The 19,866-nt window shown below is 70.9% G+C and carries 17 protein-coding genes; 9 read left to right on the forward strand and 8 right to left on the reverse strand.

What is annotated here, in order from left to right; all coding sequences use genetic code 11:
- Positions 1 to 59: 59 nt before the first annotated feature.
- Positions 60 to 851 (reverse strand): exodeoxyribonuclease III, encoded by a 792-nt coding sequence (locus HZZ10_RS11935; protein WP_179913686.1) that lies wholly within the window; start codon positions 849 to 851, stop codon positions 60 to 62.
- A gap of 106 nt (positions 852 to 957) precedes the next feature.
- On the opposite strand from HZZ10_RS11935, the gene HZZ10_RS11940 reads away from it, so the two are divergent.
- The 3 genes from HZZ10_RS11940 to HZZ10_RS11950 all read left to right on the forward strand — a co-directional run bounded on the left by HZZ10_RS11940 (position 958) and on the right by HZZ10_RS11950 (position 6,426).
- Positions 958 to 1,707: an SDR family NAD(P)-dependent oxidoreductase gene (locus HZZ10_RS11940; RefSeq protein WP_056127252.1), complete on the forward strand. Its 750-nt coding sequence runs from the start codon at positions 958 to 960 to the stop codon at positions 1,705 to 1,707.
- Positions 1,708 to 1,948: 241 nt separating this feature from the next.
- The gene (gene pyrE, locus HZZ10_RS11945; protein ID WP_056127256.1) at positions 1,949 to 2,542 is read left to right on the forward strand and encodes an orotate phosphoribosyltransferase; all 594 of its coding nucleotides are present in this window, start codon (positions 1,949 to 1,951) and stop codon (positions 2,540 to 2,542) included.
- Between the two features lie 497 nt (positions 2,543 to 3,039).
- On the forward strand, positions 3,040 to 6,426 hold the full coding sequence (locus tag HZZ10_RS11950) for an HtaA domain-containing protein (RefSeq protein ID WP_179913687.1): 3,387 nt from the start codon (positions 3,040 to 3,042) through the stop codon (positions 6,424 to 6,426).
- 215 nt (positions 6,427 to 6,641) lie between these two features.
- On the opposite strand, the gene HZZ10_RS11955 is transcribed toward HZZ10_RS11950, so the two are convergent.
- The gene (locus tag HZZ10_RS11955) at positions 6,642 to 7,415 is read right to left on the reverse strand and encodes an HAD-IIA family hydrolase (RefSeq protein WP_056127267.1); all 774 of its coding nucleotides are present in this window, start codon (positions 7,413 to 7,415) and stop codon (positions 6,642 to 6,644) included.
- Positions 7,415 to 8,323, reverse strand: a complete 909-nt coding sequence (locus HZZ10_RS11960; protein WP_179913688.1) for a VTT domain-containing protein — start codon at positions 8,321 to 8,323, stop codon at positions 7,415 to 7,417. Before HZZ10_RS11960 ends, HZZ10_RS11955 begins: the two co-directional genes overlap by 1 nt.
- 170 nt (positions 8,324 to 8,493) lie before the next feature.
- On the opposite strand from HZZ10_RS11960, the gene purT reads away from it, so the two are divergent.
- The 3 genes from purT (at position 8,494) to fbaA (ending at position 11,652) form a co-directional block, all read left to right on the forward strand.
- Positions 8,494 to 9,822: a formate-dependent phosphoribosylglycinamide formyltransferase gene (gene purT, locus HZZ10_RS11965; protein WP_082543692.1), complete on the forward strand. Its 1,329-nt coding sequence runs from the start codon at positions 8,494 to 8,496 to the stop codon at positions 9,820 to 9,822.
- Positions 9,819 to 10,496 (forward strand): TrmH family RNA methyltransferase, encoded by a 678-nt coding sequence (locus HZZ10_RS11970; RefSeq protein WP_056127272.1) that lies wholly within the window; start codon positions 9,819 to 9,821, stop codon positions 10,494 to 10,496. The genes purT and HZZ10_RS11970 overlap by 4 nt, the downstream gene beginning before the upstream one ends.
- A 133-nt stretch (positions 10,497 to 10,629) precedes the next feature.
- Complete coding sequence (fbaA, locus tag HZZ10_RS11975; protein ID WP_056127275.1) at positions 10,630 to 11,652, forward strand: class II fructose-bisphosphate aldolase; 1,023 nt, start codon at positions 10,630 to 10,632, stop codon at positions 11,650 to 11,652.
- A 126-nt stretch (positions 11,653 to 11,778) separates the two neighbouring features.
- On the opposite strand, the gene HZZ10_RS11980 is transcribed toward fbaA, so the two are convergent.
- Positions 11,779 to 12,207: an STAS domain-containing protein gene (locus tag HZZ10_RS11980; RefSeq protein WP_308507567.1), complete on the reverse strand. Its 429-nt coding sequence runs from the start codon at positions 12,205 to 12,207 to the stop codon at positions 11,779 to 11,781.
- A 187-nt stretch (positions 12,208 to 12,394) separates the two neighbouring features.
- Here HZZ10_RS11980 and HZZ10_RS11985 point away from each other — a divergent pair, with 187 nt between their 5' ends.
- On the forward strand, positions 12,395 to 14,674 hold the full coding sequence (locus HZZ10_RS11985; protein WP_308507568.1) for a SpoIIE family protein phosphatase: 2,280 nt from the start codon (positions 12,395 to 12,397) through the stop codon (positions 14,672 to 14,674).
- 166 nt (positions 14,675 to 14,840) lie between these two features.
- Here the strand turns inward: HZZ10_RS11985 and HZZ10_RS11990 are convergent, their stop codons facing one another.
- From HZZ10_RS11990 to HZZ10_RS12005, 4 genes are all read right to left on the reverse strand, one after another.
- Positions 14,841 to 15,584 carry an AIM24 family protein gene (locus HZZ10_RS11990; RefSeq protein WP_056127279.1) on the reverse strand — a complete coding sequence of 248 codons (744 nt, stop codon included), beginning with the start codon at positions 15,582 to 15,584 and terminating at the stop codon, positions 14,841 to 14,843.
- 14 nt (positions 15,585 to 15,598) lie between these two features.
- On the reverse strand, positions 15,599 to 16,273 hold the full coding sequence (locus HZZ10_RS11995) for an AIM24 family protein (RefSeq protein WP_056127282.1): 675 nt from the start codon (positions 16,271 to 16,273) through the stop codon (positions 15,599 to 15,601).
- Positions 16,274 to 16,275: 2 nt separating this feature from the next.
- On the reverse strand, positions 16,276 to 16,899 hold the full coding sequence (locus HZZ10_RS12000; RefSeq protein ID WP_235533785.1) for an AIM24 family protein: 624 nt from the start codon (positions 16,897 to 16,899) through the stop codon (positions 16,276 to 16,278).
- Positions 16,900 to 17,131: 232 nt separating this feature from the next.
- Complete coding sequence (locus HZZ10_RS12005) at positions 17,132 to 17,491, reverse strand: STAS domain-containing protein (RefSeq protein ID WP_056127286.1); 360 nt, start codon at positions 17,489 to 17,491, stop codon at positions 17,132 to 17,134.
- A 148-nt stretch (positions 17,492 to 17,639) separates the two neighbouring features.
- Here HZZ10_RS12005 and HZZ10_RS12010 point away from each other — a divergent pair, with 148 nt between their 5' ends.
- Positions 17,640 to 18,080 carry a DUF3151 domain-containing protein gene (locus tag HZZ10_RS12010; RefSeq protein ID WP_056127289.1) on the forward strand — a complete coding sequence of 147 codons (441 nt, stop codon included), beginning with the start codon at positions 17,640 to 17,642 and terminating at the stop codon, positions 18,078 to 18,080.
- Between the two features lie 324 nt (positions 18,081 to 18,404).
- Positions 18,405 to 19,694 carry an adenylosuccinate synthase gene (locus HZZ10_RS12015; protein WP_179913690.1) on the forward strand — a complete coding sequence of 430 codons (1,290 nt, stop codon included), beginning with the start codon at positions 18,405 to 18,407 and terminating at the stop codon, positions 19,692 to 19,694.
- Positions 19,695 to 19,866: the final 172 nt, after the last annotated feature.

Genomic DNA, 19,866 nt, shown 5'->3' on the forward strand with positions numbered 1-19,866 from the left:
CGGACGAGACGACGAGGGGCGGGGTGCGCGCTCGCACCCCGCCCCTCGTCCCGGTCGCGCTAGTCCGCGATGTCGACGATCACCGGGACGTGGTCGGACGCGCCCTTGCCCTTGCGCTCGTCACGGTCGATCTCGACAGCGGTGACCGCAGAGGTCAGCGCGGGGGAGGTGTAGGCGAAGTCGATCCGCAGGCCCTGGTTCTTGGGGAACCGCAGCTGCTGGTAGTCCCAGTACGTGTACTTGCGGTCTTCGGGGACGAACTCGCGGCTCACCTCGGTGAAGCCCGCGGTCTCGAAGGCCCCGAAGGCGTCGCGCTCGGGCTGGCTCACGTGGGTCTGACCCTCGAAGACCGCCATGTCCCACACGTCGGTGTCGCGCGGGGCGACGTTCCAGTCGCCCACGAGCGCGATCTTCGCCGCAGGGTCTGCCTCGACCCAGCCCGCAGCGTGCGATCGCAGCGTCGACAACCAGTCGAGCTTGTAGGCGTAGTGCGGGTTGTCGAGCGCCCGACCGTGCGGCACGTACAGGCTCCACACGCGGACGCCGCCGCAGGTCGCGCCGATCGCACGGGCCTCGACCACGGGCTCCTCGCCGAACTGCGGCTGGTCCGGGAAGCCGAGCGAGACGTCCTCGAGCCCCACCCGGCTGATGATCGCGACGCCGTTCCACTGCGAGAGGCCGAAGTGCGCCACCTCGTAGCCGGCGGCCTCGAAGGCCGCGAAGGGGAACTGCGTGTCCTTGCACTTGGTCTCCTGGAGCGCGAGCACGTCGGTGCCGCTGCGCTCCAAGAAGGCGACCGCACGGTCGACGCGGGCGCGGATCGAGTTGATGTTCCAGGTGGCGAGGCGCATGAGGTCCAGGCTAGCCGTCTGGGCCGACACAGGGGCAAGGGGCGAGCTGCTCGAGCGGGGTCGGCGGTCGCGACGCCCTCGGGGCACCCTCGGTAGGCTGGCGCTCATGGCTACTGCACTCATCACCGGCGCGAGCGCCGGTCTCGGCGTCGAGTTCGCCTGGCAGCTCGCGACAGGGCACCACGACCTCGTCCTCGTCGCCCGCGACACCGACCGCCTCGAGACGCTCGCGCACCAGATCCGGTCGGCTGCCGGGGTGAGTGTCGAGGTCCTCGGGGCCGACCTCTCCGACCGGGACCAGACCGAGGTGGTCGCCGAGCGGCTGCGCAGCACCACCAGCCCGGTCAGCCTGCTCGTCAACAACGCGGGGTACGCGGTCCACGACTCCTTCGTCGGCGGGGACGTCGCTGCCCAGGAGGCGTCGCTCGACGTCATGGTCCGTGCTGTGCTCGTCCTGTCGCAGGCCGCGGCAGGGTCCATGCGCTCGCGCGGCCGCGGGGCCATCCTCAACGTCTCGTCCGTCGCGGCGCTCACGGCCTCCGGCACCTACTCGGCGCACAAGGCGTGGGTGCGGACCTTCACCGAGGGGCTCGCGGTCGACCTGCGCGGGACCGGCGTCACGGCGACGGCGCTGTGCCCTGGGCTCACGCGGACCGAGTTCCACGAGCGCGCCCAGCTCGACTACTCGGCCTTCCCGGAGGTCGCCTGGCTCGACGCCGGCGCCGTGGTGAGCGCCGCGCTGCGCGACGTGCGGCGCGGGGCCGTGATCTCGACGCCGTCGATCAGGTACCGGGTGGCTGCGGGCCTGCTCCGCCTCGCACCACGGTCGGTCGTCCGAGCCGCCGAGGGCCGCTGAGCGGACCCGGGAGCCCCAGCTGACGCTGCGGCAGCCCGACCCGGCCCGGCCCGGCGTCCGTCGACCACCTAGGCACCCCAGCCGTCGAGATCGATCCTTCGGAGCGAGATCGACCCTCCTGCGGCACGATCTCGCTCCGAAGGATCGATCTCGCCTCCTTGGTGCCCTGATCACCGGCCCCCGGCCCCCGGAGGTGCTCGGCTGCACGGGCTGAGCGACCGGGTCTGGGGCTGGCGATAGGGTGGCGGGCGTGACGACCACCGACTCTTTCAGCGCCCCCACCCCCCGCGAGCAGCTCCGCGACCTCATCACGTCCCTCGCGGTCGTGCACGGCAAGGTCACGCTGTCCTCAGGCAAGGAGGCTGACTACTACGTCGACCTCCGCCGGGTGACGCTGCACCACCGCGCCGCGCCGCTCATCGGGCACGTGATGCTCGACGCCCTCGAAGAGGCCGGGCTCGGCACGTCCGAGGTCGACGCCGTCGGCGGGCTCACGCTCGGGGCCGACCCGATCGCGACAGCCCTGCTGCACGCCGCGGCGTCGCGCGGGCTCGACCTCGACGCCTTCGTCGTCCGCAAGGCCGCGAAGGCCCACGGCATGCAGCGCCAGATCGAGGGACCGGACATCAGCGGCCGTCGTGTGGTCGTCGTCGAGGACACGACCACGACGGGCGGCTCGCCCATCGCCGCGATCGAGGCGGCTCGTGCAGCGGGGGCCGAGGTCGTCGGCGTGGCGACGATCGTCGACCGCGCGACGGGCGCCCGCGAGAAGATCGAGGCGCTCGGGGTGCCCTACCACTCGCTCTTCGGTCTGGCTGACCTCGGTCTCGCCTAGGGCGGACGCGACCGCGGGCCGCGCCGTGCGCTGAGGGGCGCAGCCTGGCCTAGCCGATCACACTCACCGAGCCGAGCCGAGCCGAGCCGAGCCGAGCCGAGCCGAGCCGAGCCGAGCCGAGCCGAGCCGAGCCGAGCCGAGCCGAGCCGAGCCGACCCCGGCCGCTCGTGGACCTGGACCATCTGCCCCGCGCCGCGACGGGTCAAATGATGACGTTTCGTCATCTTCAAGGTATCTGACAGTGCTTGAGAGTTTTTCATATCTCTGCGAGGGTCGTGCTGTCCGGTACCGCTCTCTCTTGCGACCGCACTTGTCGGCACTCGTCGGCGTCGCCCCTGGTGAGGGGTGGCGTCCGGGACCTTTGACTTAGGCATGCCTCTGCTTGCTTTGGTAAGGCTCTCCTTATAAGGTGCGGACCACACGGGTGCACACGTCGCTGTCGAGCGACCTTGCCGGTACCCCCGCGCCGCGAGGCGCCGACCCCAGGAGGCTCCACGGTGCCCACCGTCCTCGAGCAGCGCGTCAGACGCGTACTCGCCACCCTGACAGCGCTCGCGCTCACCGCCGGGCTGTCTCTCGTCGGCGTCCTCGCGCCGGCCCAGGCAGATCCCGCCGCCGGCACCCTCTCGTGGGGGGTCAAGGAGAGCTTCCGCTCGTACATCGCCAGTCCCATCGCCAAGGGCTCCGTGACTGTGGGCGGAGGGGCGACGAACAACGGCACCAGCTACGGCTTCGCCCAGACGGCGACGACCTTCGACGGCTCGACAGGACTGACCACCTTCGCCGGATCGGTGAACTTCACAGGGCACGACGGAGCCCTCGACACGACCTTCGAGAACCTCCGGGTCCGGGTCGACTCCCCGACCGCCGGTGTCCTCGTCGCTGACGCCCGGGGCAAGAGCTTCGACACAGGTGGGGCCTATGAGCTGCTGGATGTCGAGCTGGCCACGCTCGCACTCCCTGCTCCGCAGGTCGACGGTGACGTCTCGACGTGGGTTTCCGCACCGGCGGCCCTGACCGCGGCTGGCGCGCAGGCCTTCGCCGGGTTCTATGCTGCCGGCAGCGCGCTCGACCCCGTGACCTTCTCGGTCGTCACGGAGGCTCCGGCCGAGCCGGAGCCCGAGCCGACGACGCCAGACCCTGAGCCGACGACGCCTGAGCCCTCGCCCGAGCCCACCGAAGAGCCGAGCCCGGAGCCGACCACCGAGCCCACGCCCGAGCCGACCGACCCTCCGGTCGCGACCTTCGAGCCTGCGGTGAGCCTGTTCGCTGCTGACGGCACGACGCCGCTCGCGTCGTCGTCGGTCAAGCTCGGTGACACGATCGTGGTGAAGGGTTCGGGCTTCGACCCGGCTGGGAACCTCGCTCCTGCGGGTGCGCGTCCGCCGATCTCGGCGGGCAACCCCGCGGGGACCTACGTGGTGTTCGGCAAGTTCGCCGACACGTGGAAGCCCTCTGCTGGTGCTGCGTCGAGCACGCGTGTCGCGGGTGACCAGAAGTGGGCGCTGAGCGATGCTGCCTTCGCGCTGGTCAACCCGGCCTACCAGCCGGCCATCGCCGGTCAGCGTGCGGTGATCGCGCCGGACGGGACGTTCACCACGACGCTGACGGTCAAGGAGAAGGCGACCGGGTGGCCCGAGTCGGGCAACCTCGGTGTCTACACCTACGCAGCCGGTGGCACGACCAACGCTGAGCAGGAGCTCTACGCACCCGTCACCCTCGCCCCTCCTGCTCCGGTCTTCGAGCCTGCTGTGAGCCTGTTCGCTGCTGACGGCACGACGCCGCTCGCGTCGTCGTCGGTGAAGCTGGGCGACACGATCGTGGTCAAGGGTTCGGGCTTCGACCCGGCTGGGAACCTGGCTCCTGCGGGTGCGCGTCCGCCGATCTCGGCGGGCAACCCTGCGGGGACCTACGTGGTGTTCGGCAAGTTCGCCGACACGTGGAAGCCCTCTGCTGGTGCTGCGTCGAGCACGCGGGTGGCTGGCGACCAGAAGTGGGCGCTGAGCGATGCTGCTTTCGCGCTGGTCAACCCGGCCTACCAGCCGGCCATCGCCGGGCAGCGTGCGGTGATCGCCCCGGACGGGACCTTCACCACGACGCTGACGGTCAAGGAGAAGGCGACCGGGTGGCCCGAGTCGGGCAACCTCGGTGTCTACACCTACGCGGCCGGTGGCACGACCAACGCCGACCAGGAGCTCTACGCACCCGTCACCCTCGCGACCGCTCCGACGGACCCTGAGGTGCCGACCGACCCCGAGGTCCCCACAGACCCGACGGACCCTGAGGTCCCCACGGTGCCGACCGACCCCGAGGTGCCGACCACGCCGGAGACCCCGGTCGTCCTGGGCTCGCTCAGCTGGGGCGTCAAGGAGTCCTTCCGCAGCTACATCACCGGCCCGATCGCCAAGGGCGGCATCTCGGTCCTCGCGCCGGCCACGGCTGACGGCTCGCGCTACGTCTTCCCGCAGTCGTCGTCGGCACTCGCCGGGACGACAGGGTCCGCGAGCTACGCGGGTGCTGTGCTCTTCACGGGCCACGCTGGTGCGCTCGAGCTCACGCTGAGCAACCCCACGGTCCGGGTCACCGGCCCGACGTCGGGTGTCCTGGTCGTCGACGCGAAGGGCAAGAAGATCAGCGGCGAGGTCCTCGACCTCCAGGCCGTCGACTTCGCGACCCTCACGCTCCCGACGCCCACCACTGCGGGCGGAGCGACCACCTGGACCGACGCCCAGGCGACACTGACCGCAGCCGGCGCCACGGCCTTCTCCGACTTCTACCCGGCCGGTGCCGCCATCGACCCGGTGACCTTCACCGTCGGCTCGGACGTCGGCAGCACCCCCGGTGGGCAGAACCCTGGTACCGGGCCCGGCACCGACCCCGGCACTCCCGTGGTCGTCACCCCGCTCGCTCCCGGCACCTACGCCAACGCGATCGCCAGCGTCACGACCGTCGTCCCCGGCGGCGAGGTCACCTTCACGGGTCAGGGCTTCGGCTCCGGCACCGAGAACATCGAGGCCGCGGTCTACTCCGAGCGCCAGCTGCTCGCGTCGGGCATCACGGCCGACGCCTCGGGTGCCGCCACGGCGACCGTCACCCTCCCGAAGAACCTCGCACCGGGCGTCCACACGCTCTCGCTCGAGTCGCCCTCGGGTGTGAGGTCGCAGGTGCAGATCACCGTCGAGGCGCCTGTCGTCCCGACGGCCGCGCAGCAGTGCGTCGCCCGCTCGGTCTCGGGCGCGACGCTCAGCTGGGGCGTCAAGGAGTCCTTCCGCACCTACATCACCGGTCCGATCGCCAAGGGCTCCATCACGCCCTCCGGCGTGACCAGCAGCGGCAGCAGCTTCGGCTGGGGCGGCGGCAGCGGCAAGTTCAACACCGAGGTGAACCAGGGACGCGTCGCCTTCCCCGGGTCGGTGAACTTCTCCGGTCACGGCGGGATCCTCGACCTGACCATCTCCAACGTCCGCGTCCAGGTGAGCAGCGCCTCGACGGGCTCGCTCGTCGCCGATGTCTCGTCGACGGACATGAACGGCACCGCCTCCGAGCAGAAGGGCGTGACCATCGCGTCCCTCGGCCTCGCGGGGAAGAAGTCGACCACCGGCAGCACGGTCTCGTGGTCTGGCGTGAGCGCGACGCTCACCTCGGCCGGTGCGAGCGCCTTCGGCGGCTTCTACGTCGCCGGTGACGCCATGGACCCCGTGAGCTTCAGCTTCCCGCTGGGCTCCGAGGTCGACTGCGACGCCTCGTCCGGCGCCAACGGTGCCGGGTCGCTCGCCACCACCGGAGCCGACGGGTCGGTCTCGGCCGCCCTCGCCGCGCTCCTCGCCCTCACCGTGGGTGTCGGGGCCGTCGGCCTCGCACGCCGCCGACGGACGGTCGGCTGAGCCGAGGCCTGAGCGGCCGAGCACTCACCATGAGCAGGACCTGTCGTCGCTGACGACCAGGGGCCCGGGACGCGCAGCAGCGCGGACCGGGCCCCTCTGGCGTCCAGGGCAGTGCCGCCCAGGGCTCACCACCAGCCGGGGCAGGCCCGTCACGAGGCAGGCCCGCCACCGACGGTCGTCGGTGGCGGGTCTTCGTCGTTCTGGACTCTGGGCGGTCAGACCCTCTCGATGAGGTTCGCGACGGAGTCCACGACTGTGCTCGGGCGGAACGGGTACCTGTCGACGTCCTTGACCGAGGTCGACCCCGTCAGCACGAGGAAGGTGTGCAGGCCGGCCTCGATCCCGGCGACGACGTCCGTGTCCATGCGGTCGCCGACCATCGCTGTCGACTCCGAGTGCGCGTCGATCCGGTTGAGGGCCGAGCGGAACATCATCGGGTTCGGCTTGCCGACGAAGTACGGCTCGCGCCCCGTGGCGCGGGTGATCATCGCGGCGACAGCACCTGTCGCAGGCAGCGGACCCTCGGCACTCGGGCCCGTCGCGTCGGGGTTCGTGCAGATGAAGCGCGCCCCGCCGAGGATCAGCCTGACGGCCTTGGTGATCGCCTCGAAGGAGTACGTGCGGGTCTCGCCGAGGACCACGTAGTCGGGGTCGGACTCGGTGAGCGTGTAGCCGGCCTCGTAGAGGGCCGTCGTCAGCCCGGCCTCGCCGATCGCGTACGCGCTGCCGCCAGGGATCTGGTCGGACAAGAACTGCGCCGTCGCGAGCGCAGAGGTCCAGATCGCCGTCTCGGGCACGTCGATGCCCGACGCGTACAGACGTGCACGGAGGTCGCGCGCCGTGAAGATCGAGTTGTTGGTGAGGATGAGGAACGGACGTTCTTTGTCGCGCAGGGTCTTGATGAACTCCGCGGCGCCGGGGATCGCGTGGCCCTCGTGGACCAGGACCCCGTCCATGTCGGTCAGCCAGGACTCGATGGTGCGGGTCATCAGCGGTCCTTGTCGTCGTGGGGTGCGCCCTCGACGACGTCGGAGGCTGCTGCCTCAGATCGTACGACCCCGCTGCTGGGACCTGCTGCTGCGTCTGCGGCGGGGTCGGTGACAGAGCCTGCGACGGGGTCGATCACCGGGCTGGCGAAGGGCCGCGCAGCGGGGTCTGCGGTCGGCTCGGCGGCCGCAGCGGTGAGGCCGTCAGGAGCCGTCGCCGGGCCCGTCGCCGCAGCAGCCGCGGCGGCCTTGCGGTTGCCCAGCCACCCACGGCCGAGCTCGACGACTATCGGCAGGACCGACACGAAGACGATGGCCACGAGGATGAGCTCGATGTTGTCGTGCACAAAGCTGATCTGCCCGAGGAAGTACCCGAGGACCGTGATCCCGACGCCCCACAGGAAGGCGCCGATGACGTTGTAGCTGACGAAGTGGCGGTACGGCATCCGGCCGACGCCTGCGGCGACGGGGGCGTAGGTGCGCACGAAGGGCGCGAAGCGCGCGAGGATCAGCGCGCGGCCGCCGTACTTGTCGAAGAACGCGTTCGTCTGCTCGATGTACGACTGCTTGAAGAACCTCGAGTCGGGCTTGTTGAAGATCTTCGGCCCGACCTTCCGGCCGATGAGGTACGAGCACTGGTCACCGGCGAAGGCAGCGAGGAACAGCATGATGCAGAGCAGCCACAGCGGGAAGTCGAGCTGCTCCTGCGCCACGAGCATGCCTGCCGTGAACAGCAGAGAGTCGCCGGGGAGGAACGGGAACAAGAGCCCGGTCTCGACGAAGATCACCAGGCAGATCCCGACGAGGGCATAGCCCCCGAAGGAGGCGATGAGGCTGTCGGCGTTGAGCCAGTCGGGGCCGAGGGCCACGACCTGCTCGCCGGCGGACGCGAGGATGTCTGCTGAGATCACGGGAACCAGAGTACGGGGTGGACCTCTCGAGAGGTCTGGCTGCCGCAGACCCGCACGCGATGGTCACATCGTGCTGCTGGGTGGCAGGCGCGCAGAGGTGTCGTCGTCAGGGTGTCGTCGTCACCGGTGCGGGCGCGACCCGTCGCACCGGGTGCGACAAGATAGGCGGCATGTCGACACCTCAGACACCGCAGAGCCCGCTGTCCCCGCAGTCCTCGCCGAGCCCGCAGTCCGCTCAGCCCCTCACGGCCCCGACAGAGCAGCAGGCTCCCGGCGGGCGCTCCGCCCCGAGCATCGCCCCGGCCGGGCACCCCGACGCCACCCGGGTCCTGCTCCTCGGGTCGGGTGAGCTCGGCAAGGAGGTCGCGATCGAGCTGGCGCGCCTCGGGGTCGAGGTCGTCGCGGCCGACCGTTACGCCGGTGCCCCGGCGATGCAGGTCGCGCACAGCAGCAGGGTCGTCGACATGCTCGACCCCCAGGCGCTCCGCGACCTCGTCGCCGAGGTCCGCCCGCACGTGGTGATCCCGGAGATCGAGGCCATCGCGACCGAGGTGCTGCTCGAGGTCGAGGCAGCCGGCACGGTCGTGGTCCCGACGGCCCGCGCGACGCGGCTGACGATGGACCGCGAGGGCATCAGGCGGCTCGCGGCAGAGGCCTTGGGGCTGCCCACCTCGCCCTACAGGTTCGTCGACACGCTCGACGACCTCCGTGACGCGACGCAGACGCTCGGGCTGCCGTGCGTCGTCAAGCCGGTGATGAGCTCGTCGGGCAAGGGGCAGTCCGTCATCCGCACGGCCGACGACGTCGACGCCGCCTGGGCCTACGCGCAGACCGGTGGTCGGGCGACGGGCGTCGAGGGGGCTGCCGCCCGCGTGATCGTCGAGGGCTTCGTCGACTTCGACTACGAGCTGACGCTGCTCACGGTCCGCCACGTCGCCGGCACCACCTTCCTCGAGCCTGTGGGCCACACCCAGGTCGACGGCGACTACCGCGAGTCCTGGCAGGGGCAGGACGTCCCCGCGGTCGTCCTCGAACGGGCCCAGGCCGTCGCACGCGCGGTGACCGACGACCTCGGCGGCTACGGGGTCTTCGGGGTCGAGCTCTTCGTGGTCGGTGACGAGGTGGTGTTCTCCGAGGTGTCCCCGAGGCCCCACGACACAGGTCTGGTCACCCTCGTCTCGCAAGACCTCAGCGAGTTCGCCCTGCACGCCCGCGCGGTCCTCGGGCTGCCTGTCGGGGACGTCCTGCGAACCGGTGGCCCTACCGAGAGGGCCGCGGCCTCGTGCGCGGTGCTCGCCGAGGGGGAGGGTGTGCCTGTCGTCGGAGGGCTCGCCGAGGCTCTTGCCGTGCCCACGGCCCAGGTGCGCGTCTTCGGCAAGCCCAGCGTCTCGGGGCGTCGTCGTGTCGCTGTCACGCTCGCCCGCGGGGCTGACGTGGCGGAGGCCAGGGCGCGCGCTCGCGCTGCTGCGGCTGCGCTGCAGGTCGAGGTCCGCCCGTGACCGGTGCGGCGTCGGACGGCGCGGCTGAGCCGCAGGCCGTCGCCGAGCACGAGATCGGGGTCGGACCGTGGCCCGGCGGGCCGGAGACCTGGCCGCGCACCGCCGACGGCGGGCTCGACCCCCGGTACGACCCCGAGCTGCTCGCCGAGGGCGACCGCCGTAACGTCGTCGACGAGTTCCGCTACTGGACCGTCGAGGCCGTCGTGGCCGAGCTCGACACCCGGCGCCACCCGCTGCACGTGGCGATCGAGAACTGGGGGCACGACCTCAACATCGGGTCGGTGGTCCGCACGGCGAACGCCTTCGGGGCCGCGGAGGTGCACATCGTCGGGCGCCGCCGGTGGAACCGCCGGGGTGCGATGGTCACCGACCGCTACCAGCACGTGCGCCACCACCCCGACGTCGAGAGCTTCCTCGCGTGGGCCCGCAGCGAGGACCTGCCCGTGGTCGGGATCGACAACGTGCCCGGCTCCGTCCCGATCGAGCGGTACGCGATCCCCGAGCGGTGCGTCATGCTCTTCGGCCAGGAGAGCACCGGGCTCACGCCCGAGGCGCGGGCGGCGAGCGTGGACATCTTGCACATCACGCAGTTCGGCTCCACGCGCTCGATCAACGCCGGGGCGGCTGCCGCGGTCGCGATGCACGCCTGGGTCCAGCAGCACGCCGTGGTCTGAGCGGGCCCGGTCCTCCAGCCCCGCTGGGACCCCCGCGACCACAGGCCGAACGGCCCAGGCACGCACCCCCGGTTTCGTGACAGACTTGGCACGAAAGTCGTTCAGAATCCCCCCTCTCTCACAGGAGCTATCGATGGCCATCGCAACCCCCGAGGTCTACGCCGAGATGATCGACCGCGCGAAGGCAGGCAAGTTCGCCTACCCGGCCGTGAACATCACGTCGTCCTCGACCGTCACCGCGGCCCTCCAGGGCTTCGCTGAGGCAGAGAGCGACGGCATCATCCAGGTGTCGGTCGGCGGCGCCGAGTACGCCTCCGGCTCGACCGTCAAGGACCGCGTCGCGGGCTCGCTCGCCCTCGCCGCCTACGCGCACGAGGTCGCCAAGGGCTACGGCATCACCGTCGCGATCCACACTGACCACTGCGCCAAGCAGAACCTCGACTCCTGGGTCCGCCCGCTCCTCGCCCTCGAGGCCGAGCAGGTCAAGGCCGGCAAGCTCCCCACGTTCCAGTCGCACATGTGGGACGGCTCGACCGTGCCGCTCGAGGAGAACCTCATCATCGCCGAGGAGCTCCTCGAGCTCTCCGTCGCGGCCCGCACGATCCTCGAGATCGAGGTCGGCGTCGTCGGTGGCGAGGAAGACGGCCACGAGGCCGAGATCAACGAGAAGCTCTACACGACCGTCGAAGACGGCCTCGCGACCGTCCGTGCCCTCGGCACCGGCGAGAAGGGCCGCTACCTCACGGCCCTCACCTTCGGCAACGTGCACGGCGTCTACAAGCCCGGTGCCGTCAAGCTGCGCCCGTCGCTCCTCAAGGAGATCCAGGAGGGTGTCGGCTCGGTCATCGGCAAGGAGAACCCCTTCGACCTCGTCTTCCACGGTGGCTCCGGCTCGACCGCCGAGGAGATCTCCGAGGCTGTCGACAACGGCGTCATCAAGATGAACGTCGACACCGACACCCAGTACGCGTACTCGCGTCCTGTCGCGGACCACTTCTTCCGCAACTACGACGGCGTCCTCAAGGTCGACGGCGAGGTGGGCAACAAGAAGGCCTACGACCCGCGCGCCTGGGGCAAGGCTGCTGAGGCCGGCATGGCTCAGCGCATCGTCGAGGCTGCCCAGCAGCTCCGCTCGGCGGGCCAGTCGATCGGCTGACCTGGCTGACCGCACGTGAGAAGGGCCCCGGTGGACATCCACCGGGGCCCTTCTTCATCATGCTGCGGCTGCTGTGGGCGCCCGCTGCTCTCGGCACCCGCAGGTTGCAGAGGCCGTCCCTCAGGCTCAGCCTTCGGCCGGCTCCGCAGAGGTCGTCTCGTCCTCGACGATGTCGAGCATCGTCCCGATGCTGGTCACCTCGAGCAAGAACTTCACGGTCGGCGGGACGTTGTGCAGCCGGACCCGGCCGGGTGTCACAGAGGTGAGGCGCGCGAGGAACGCGACGCCCGAGGAGTCCATGAAGGTCACGTGGTGCACGTCGACGTCGACCGGCAGGCCGGACTCGCGGACGTCTTCGGTCGCCTGCTGGAGGTCGGCCGACAGGTCGGCGTCGATCTCTCCCGAGAGGACCACGCGCGCGTGGGTCTCGTCCACGATGACGTGCACGGACCCAGGCTCGATCTCGTTCGTGCTCGCCAGCGCGACGTCGTCGCGTCCTGGCGATGCCGCCGGTCCGGTGGAACCGGCAGCGTGCGGGGTGTTGGCTTCGCCCACGATGCTCCCTTCGACAGGTGACCATTGTGACCTGAGAGCGCCTCGATGACTAGTTGCGTGCGATCTGGCCCCTCATGAGGGCAGTGCGGAGGAAGTCTGCGTGCCGTCGCCGGCCGCCGGTGAGGGTCCGCCGTCGCTCGAGTCCCACCCTCTATGCTGTCCTCACCGAGGACCTGGAGGGGTACGAGTGGATTCCGCGACGCCACGTCACGGTGCGCAGAGGGGCGCGCCAGACCACGCCACGGGCGTCGTCGCGGGCCTGCGCGACCGTGCGCTCGAGCACGCAGGGGTCGCAGCAGCGCTGCTCGACCCGAGCGTCGACGTCCCCACCATCCTCTGGGCCAACGCCTCCTTCGAGAGGCTCACCGGCCACGACCCGGCGGCTGTGGTCGGGCTGCCGCTGAGCGTCCTGGAGGCCGAGGGCGGGACCCCGCTCGACGTCGAGGCCCTGCACGCGGCGATGTCGCCGACGGCGGCAGGGACACCGGTGACCTGGCGGATGCTCAACGTCCGCGCCGACGGCGGTCAGATCTGGTGCGAGTACACGCTCTCCCAGGTGCGTGACGAGGACGGCGCCGTCGAGGCCTGGCTCGTGCTGCTCAGTGACGTGTCGGGTCAGGTGCGCGACGTCGCGAGCCGTGCCCAGACCTCTCGTCGTCTCGGCACCGCAGAGATCGTGCTCGAGGTCGTCAGCGGCGTGTCGAGGCTCCTCAACGACATGGAGTACCCCTTCGTCCTGCGAGACATCTCGGCGGCCTACAGCCGTGGGGTCGTCGCGTGGGGCGGGTTCTTCCTCGACGAGAACGGGCTCCGGTACTCCGAGGGGGTCCCGGCCGCCGTGCTCTCGCGCCCTCGGCGGGGACAGCCTGCGACCGACGCGCTCGGCGACGCGCAGGTGGAGGGGGAGTCGGCGGCGGCACCGACAGGGCCGACCACCTTCATCGACCCGCTGCGCGAGCTCGTCGAGGGCTTCGTCGACGGCCCTCTCGACTTCCCGCTGTCGACCGGCTACCCGGCCGGGAGCGACGCCGCCTACGTCGCGGAGCAGGTGCGCGAGCGTGCAGGGCTGACCGAGGCCGACGGTGACGGTCCGCTCGTGCCTGTGGCGCGCGTCGTAGGGATCCCGGGGCGACGGTCGGTCCTCGGGCTCTTCGTCTCGCTGCCGGCGGTCGACAGCATCGAGCCGGCCACGTCGGCGAAGCTCGTGAGGGCTCTCGTCGACAGGGTCGCCGTCGGGATCGACACCCTCCGGCTGCACACCCGCGAGCACCAGCTCGCCGAGACGCTCCAGCGGTCCATGCTCCCCGAGCAGGTCGAGGTCACCGGTCTCGACGTCTGGACGTACTACGCGCCGACGTCGGACGACGCGCAGATCGGCGGCGACTGGTACGACATCGTGCAGATCGACGACGAGGTCGTGGGCCTCGTGATCGGCGACGTCGCGGGTCACGACATCGAGGCTGCGGCGACCATGGGGCAGCTGCGCTCGGTGGTCCGCTCCTACGCCTTCGAGCTCGCGACCCCGGGACCTGTCCTCGAGCGGGTCGACCACCTCGTGGCAGGGATGCGCGTGCAGCGCTCGGCCAGCCTCGTCTACGCGACGCTGCGCCGGACGACCGGTGCGCTGACAGCGCGCGACGGGCGAGAGCGGACAGACGGTGAGCGCCCCCTGCGCTGGCGGCTCGAGTACACCCGGGCCGGGCACCTCCCGCCGCTGCTGGTGCGGCGGGGTGCCGTCACGCCCCTCGACGGTGCGGCGGGTGCGCTCGTCGGCTTCGGCTCCCGCGCCAGGTCGACGGCGGCGACCACGCTCGAGCCGGGCGACACCCTGCTCTTCTACACGGACGGGCTCATCGAGCGCCGCGACCGACCGCTGCGGGCGGGCCTGGCGGCGCTGACCGAGGTGGCCTCGAGCATCACCGCGACCGACGCTGCGGGCATCGGCGAAGACCTCCTCGCCCGGCTGGCCGAGGCTGCCGAGGACGACGTGGCCGTCGTCGTGGTCCGGGTCCCCGACCCTGAGCGTGACGCCCTCGCGCCCGCTGTCAGCCCGCGGTCGCGCCGATGGCTGCTGCCGAGCGAGCCCGCGTCGATCGGGCGGGCCCGGCACGCCGTGCTGCGCACCTGCCAGGCGTGGGAGCTCGCTGACGTCTCGAGCGCCGAGCTGGTCGTCTCCGAGCTCGTCGCCAACGGCGTCCTGCACGGCTGGGGGCACATCGCGCTGCGCCTGTTCGACACCGGCGACGGTCTGCGCATCGAGGTCGAGGACTCCAACCCGTCGCCGCCCGTGACGACCGACGGCCACGCCAACAGGCTCGGGGGCTACGGCATGCAGATCGTCGAGCGGCTCGCCGACTGGGGCTGGCGCCCGAGCGGCACGGGCAAGCTCGTGTGGGCGAAGGTGCGACCTGTCCCCGTGCGGCGGCCGCAGACCACGCAGACCACGCAGACCACTCAGACCACCTGAGCGCGTCTCGTCCGAGAGCAGGTCGTCCGCCGGGCGGATGGGCCGCCGGGCAGGTAGGCCGTCGAGGCTGGTGCGGTGTGTGCGTGCGCCGGAGGACGGTGAAGCGTGTGCGTGCGCCTGAGGGCGGCGCCGGCCGGGGGCGTACCCCAGGCCGGCACCGCCGGTGTCACTGCTGCAGGCGTGCGCCGATCGACCTGTGCAGCTGCTGCAGGCTCACCTGGCTCAGGCTCGCGGTCTGCGACTCCACGTGGCGGAACATGTGCGTGTCGTCGAGGACCTTCTCGCTCGACTGGATGAGCACCGTGCCGGTCCCTGTGAAGTCGAACTGGCGCTCCTCGCCCGAGTCCATGCCGAAGAACCCTGCCGCGGCGCTGAGGAACGAGCTCATCCACTCGGCGTCGAAGTGGTGCGAGGGCGCCGGGGTGTCAGCCCACCCGACGAGGGCCTGCGGGTCGACGCGCAGCGGTGGCTCCGCGAACATCACGGGGCCGTTCGAGGAGGCGAGGAACTTGCCCGTGCCGAGCAGCGTGAGGAAGCCGGGGACGATCGACTGCTTGAGGCTCAGCCCAGGCTCGAAGGCCAGCAGGCTCGAGGCGCGGATCGTCAGGTTGCCCTCGTCGAGGTCGAAGGAGTTGATGTCGAAGCCGCGGTCGCCGAGGATCAGCTTGCCGCGGCCCTGGGCGATCACCCAGTCGTCGGCGTAGAGCGGCGAGGAGAACTGCGAGGCGACCATGCCTGTCACGCTCGTCCGGCTCAGCGGCTCGAACTGGACGGTGCCGTAGTACGCGATCATCGCGCCCTTGGACGTGAACCACGGCGTGCCGTCGAGGTCGACGCAGAAGGCGTAGGAGTTGCCCGGCAGGTTGTCGTTCGTCGGCAGGGTCGACGGGTCGAGGATCTGGATGCTCATGTCGTGTCTCCTGCTCAGAACTTCTGCTCGGACGCCTGGACCCACACGGTGCCCTGGCCGGTGAACTTCAGCTGCGTGGCCTCGCCGGACCCCTTGCCGACCACGTCGCGGAAGCCGACCTTGGCCGTGAGGTCCACGGTGATCGGGCCGCGGTGGCCGACGTAGGCCTGCGGGTCGACGACGACCTCGGGGTGACCGGGGCCGACCTCGAGCGAGAAGGTCCCGCCGTGCGAGAGGACCGCGACCGAGCCCTGGCCGCTGAGCTGCGTGGTGAACATGCCCTGCCCTGTCACGGCGCCGCGGACCGCGCCGCGCATGCCGCCCTGCTGCGTGAGCGGGACGATCGCCGTCTGCAGGTAGCCCTCGTAGGCGAGCAGCCGGCTCGCCTCGACGGTCAGCTGGTTGGCGCCGTCGAGCTGGACGATGTCGATGTACAGGCCGTCGTGCCCGAAGTACGACTCGCCCTGACCCTCGACCGTCATCAGGGCGACGTGCTCACCCTGCATCATGCGGCCGGCCGCGCCGGCCATCGCACCGAAGCCGGGCATGGCGCCGCCACCGCCCATCGAGTGCGGGACGAAGCGCACGTCGCCGCGGTAGTACAGCATGCTGCCCTTGCGGGCCGTGAGCTGAGCACCGGGGGTGATCGTCGTCTTGAGGACCTTGCCGTTCTCGATCTCCATGACCATCTCTACCGCTCCTCGGGCTGGATGTAGACGACGCCGTGGCCGTCGAAGCGCAACGAGAACGCCTCGCCGCTGCCGCCGCCGACGGCGGACCGCCACGTCACGTCGGTGACGAAGCTCTGGTTGAGCTGGCCCTGGAACGCGACGAAGGCGTCGGGGTCGGCGACCAGCGGGGTCTGCGGGGTGACCCCGAGAGCGATGAGCGGACCACCCGCGGACAGCAGCGCGATCGTGCCCGTGCCCGACACGGTCGTGGTGAACAAGCCCTGGCCCGACGTCGCACCGCGCAGGCCCGAGAACTTCACGTCCATGCGGACCTGGCCGTCGATCGCGAGCAGCTGGGAGGCCTCGACGCTCATCGTGTCGTTCTCGAGCTGCACCAGCGTGATGTGCTGGGCGTCGACCGCGAAGTGCACGCTGCCGTGGCCCGTCACCTCCATGAAGGACAACGACTCGCCCGTCATCTTGCGCTTGAACGCGGCCTTGAAGCCGTCACCCCCGCCCATGCCGGCGTTCTTGAAGGTCACGTCCCCCTCGTAGGCGACCATCGAGCCTGTGACGGCTCGGATGGTCTCGCCCCTGAGGTCTGCGACCAGCACCCTGTGCCCGGTCATGCGTAGCTGTGCCACGTGCTCTCCATCGTCTGGTTCCTGCGTCCGTGCCTGGTGGACGTCGCTGCTGCGCGTCCCTGCTCGTTCATCATGGAGACCCTAGAGGCTCGGCGCGCGTCGAGGACATGGGGAGTGCTCCACACCGGGTGAGCTTCACCCTGGCGGTGGGCGCAGGGCGCGGGCCTGCGGCGACGCGACGCTCACGGAGGAGCCGGGCGAGCGTGGGTGCGGCGCGAGCGGGGCTCGCGCGTCAGCGGTGCTCGACGACAGGGACGCCCGTGGCCGGGGTCTCGGGGGCGCAGGAGTGGTCTGGGTCGATGCGGAACAGCTCGAGCGCGCCGCAGACCTCGAGCACGAAGAGGTCGCGGTCGTCGCAGCCGCGCAGCACCGTCGCACCACCACGCTTGCGGCCGGAGTCGGCGAGCGAGATGAGGAAGGCCGCGCCCGTGGAGTCCATGAAGGTCACCCGGCACATGTCGATGACCAGCAGCTGACGCCGCAGACCGACCACACGCGCGGCGATCTCGGGGAACTGGTCACGTTCGGCGAGGTCGAGGTCGCCGGCGATCACGAGCGTGGTGGTCGCCGGGGATGTTGCGATCTCGATCATGAGGCCCGACTCTATCGACGCCCTCCCAGGGTCGCACCCTGGTCCGGTCACGACTCGGCAACGGCTCCGTCGAGGCCCTGTGCGGTTCTGTCCACAGGGGCCACAGCGACCGGCGCCCTGACGCCTCCGCCGGGGCACAATGGGACCCATGAGCCACGCACCCCTCGACCCGTCCTCGAACCTCCTCGGCCCGGCACCCACGCTGCTCGGCGCCGACCACCCCGACGTCGCGGCACGCGCCGAGATCGACGGCGGACGCAGCGCGCAGGACGTCGCGCGGGACGTCCCGTCCTCCTCCTACGCCTGGGCGCTCCTCGCTGAGGCCGCGCTCGACCGCGGGGACGACGTCACCGCCTACGCCTTCGCCCGCACCGGCTACCACCGCGGCCTCGACTCCCTGCGCCGCGCAGGCTGGCGCGGCCAGGGCCCGATCCCCGTCACGCACGCGCCGAACCAGGGATTCCTGCGGGCGCTGCTCGCGCTCGCGGAGGCAGCTGCCGCGATCGGCGAGGACGACGAGGCAGCACGCTGCCAGACCTTCCTCGTCGACTCCGGGGTCTCGGCCGACGCCGTCGCCGCGCTGCGCTGACGGATGGGCCAGCCGTGCTGAGGGACGCGCCTCTGCTTGGCTGACCTGCCTGCGCCCGGTGCCCTGACAGCGCCGGGTCGCACTGCACCGACAGCACCGTGCCGCCCCGCCCGCGCGACGTCCGCCGGCCGTCCTCGAGGAGAGGCGGCCGGCGGTCTCGTCTCACCGCGGGCCTGCAGTCGTGGGACGACCCGTGCGTCCGGGGGTTCCGGACGGTAAACTCGCCGGGGAGATCGGGTCACTGCCGCCCGAGAGTCCTGAGCACCAGCGCGAAGTCGAGCCGCTGCGGCTGCCACAGACAGGCAGGTTGAAGGTGGGGATTCCATGCCAGCCGTGATCGTCGTCGGTGCCCAGTGGGGCGACGAAGGCAAGGGCAAGGCGACGGACCAGCTCGGCTCTCGGGTCGACTACGTCGTGAAGTTCAACGGCGGGAACAACGCCGGGCACACCGTGGTCATCAACGGTGACAAGTACGCCCTGCACCTGCTGCCCTCCGGGATCCTCTCACCAGGCGTCACCCCCGTCATCGGCAACGGTGTCGTCATCGACATCGAGGTCCTCTACCAAGAGCTCGACGCGCTCATCGCGCGCGGCGTCGACGTCTCCCGCCTGCTCGTCTCGGGCAGCGCGCACGTCATCGCGCCGTACAACCGCATCATGGACAAGGTCACCGAGCGCTTCCTCGGCAAGCGGAAGATCGGCACGACCGGCCGCGGCATCGGCCCGACCTACTCCGACAAGATCAACCGCGTCGGCATCCGCGTGTGGGACCTCTTCGACGAGAAGATCCTGCGCGCCAAGGTCGAGGGCGCCCTCGAGCAGAAGAACCACCTGCTCGTGAAGGTCTACAACCGCCGCGCGATCACCGTCGACGAGACCGTCGAAGAGCTCATGCAGTACGCCGAGCGCCTGCGCCTGATGGTCGCCGACACCTCGCTCGTGCTCAACACGGCTCTCGACGAGGGCAAGACAGTCCTCTTCGAGGGTGGCCAGGCGACGATGCTCGACATCGACCACGGCACGTACCCCTTCGTCACGTCCTCGAACGCGACCGCCGGTGGTGTCATCACGGGTGCGGGCGTCGGCCCGACCCGGATCGACCGCGTGGTCGGCGTCATCAAGGCGTACACGACCCGTGTGGGCGAGGGGCCCTTCCCGACCGAGCTCTTCGACGAGTGGGGCGAGTTCCTCGCCCGCGTCGGCGGCGAGGTCGGCGTGACCACTGGTCGCGCCCGTCGCTGCGGCTGGTACGACGCCGTGATCGCCCGCTACGCCTCGCGCGTCAACGGCCTCACGGACCTCGTCATGACCAAGCTCGACGTGCTCACCGGCATCGAGAAGATCCCGGTCTGCGTCGCGTACGACGTCGACGGTGTCCGCCACGACGAGATGCCGACAGACCAGAGCGCCTTCCACCACGCGACCCCGATCTACGAAGAGTTCCCCGGCTGGACCGAGGACATCTCCGGCGTCCGCGCCTTCGACGAGCTCCCCGAGAACGCGAAGGCCTACGTCCTCGCCCTCGAGGCGATGTCGGGCGCACGGATCTCCTCGATCGGCGTCGGCCCCGGCCGCGAGGCCACCATCCAGCGCCACGACCTCATCGACGACTGAGGTCTGCTTCCAGCCCCCGCCTGGCCCAGCTGGATCGGGGCTCCTAGCCCCGAGATCGTGACTTCGGAGCGAGCTCGGCCTCCCGGGGCATCGATCTCGCTCCGGAGTCACGATCTCGCTGCCAGGGCTGCCAGGCACCGCACGGGTGGGACCTGTCTCAGGACGGGTCCCA

This window comes from Sanguibacter inulinus (genome assembly GCF_013415325.1).
GTDB lineage: Bacteria > Actinomycetota > Actinomycetes > Actinomycetales > Cellulomonadaceae > Sanguibacter > Sanguibacter inulinus.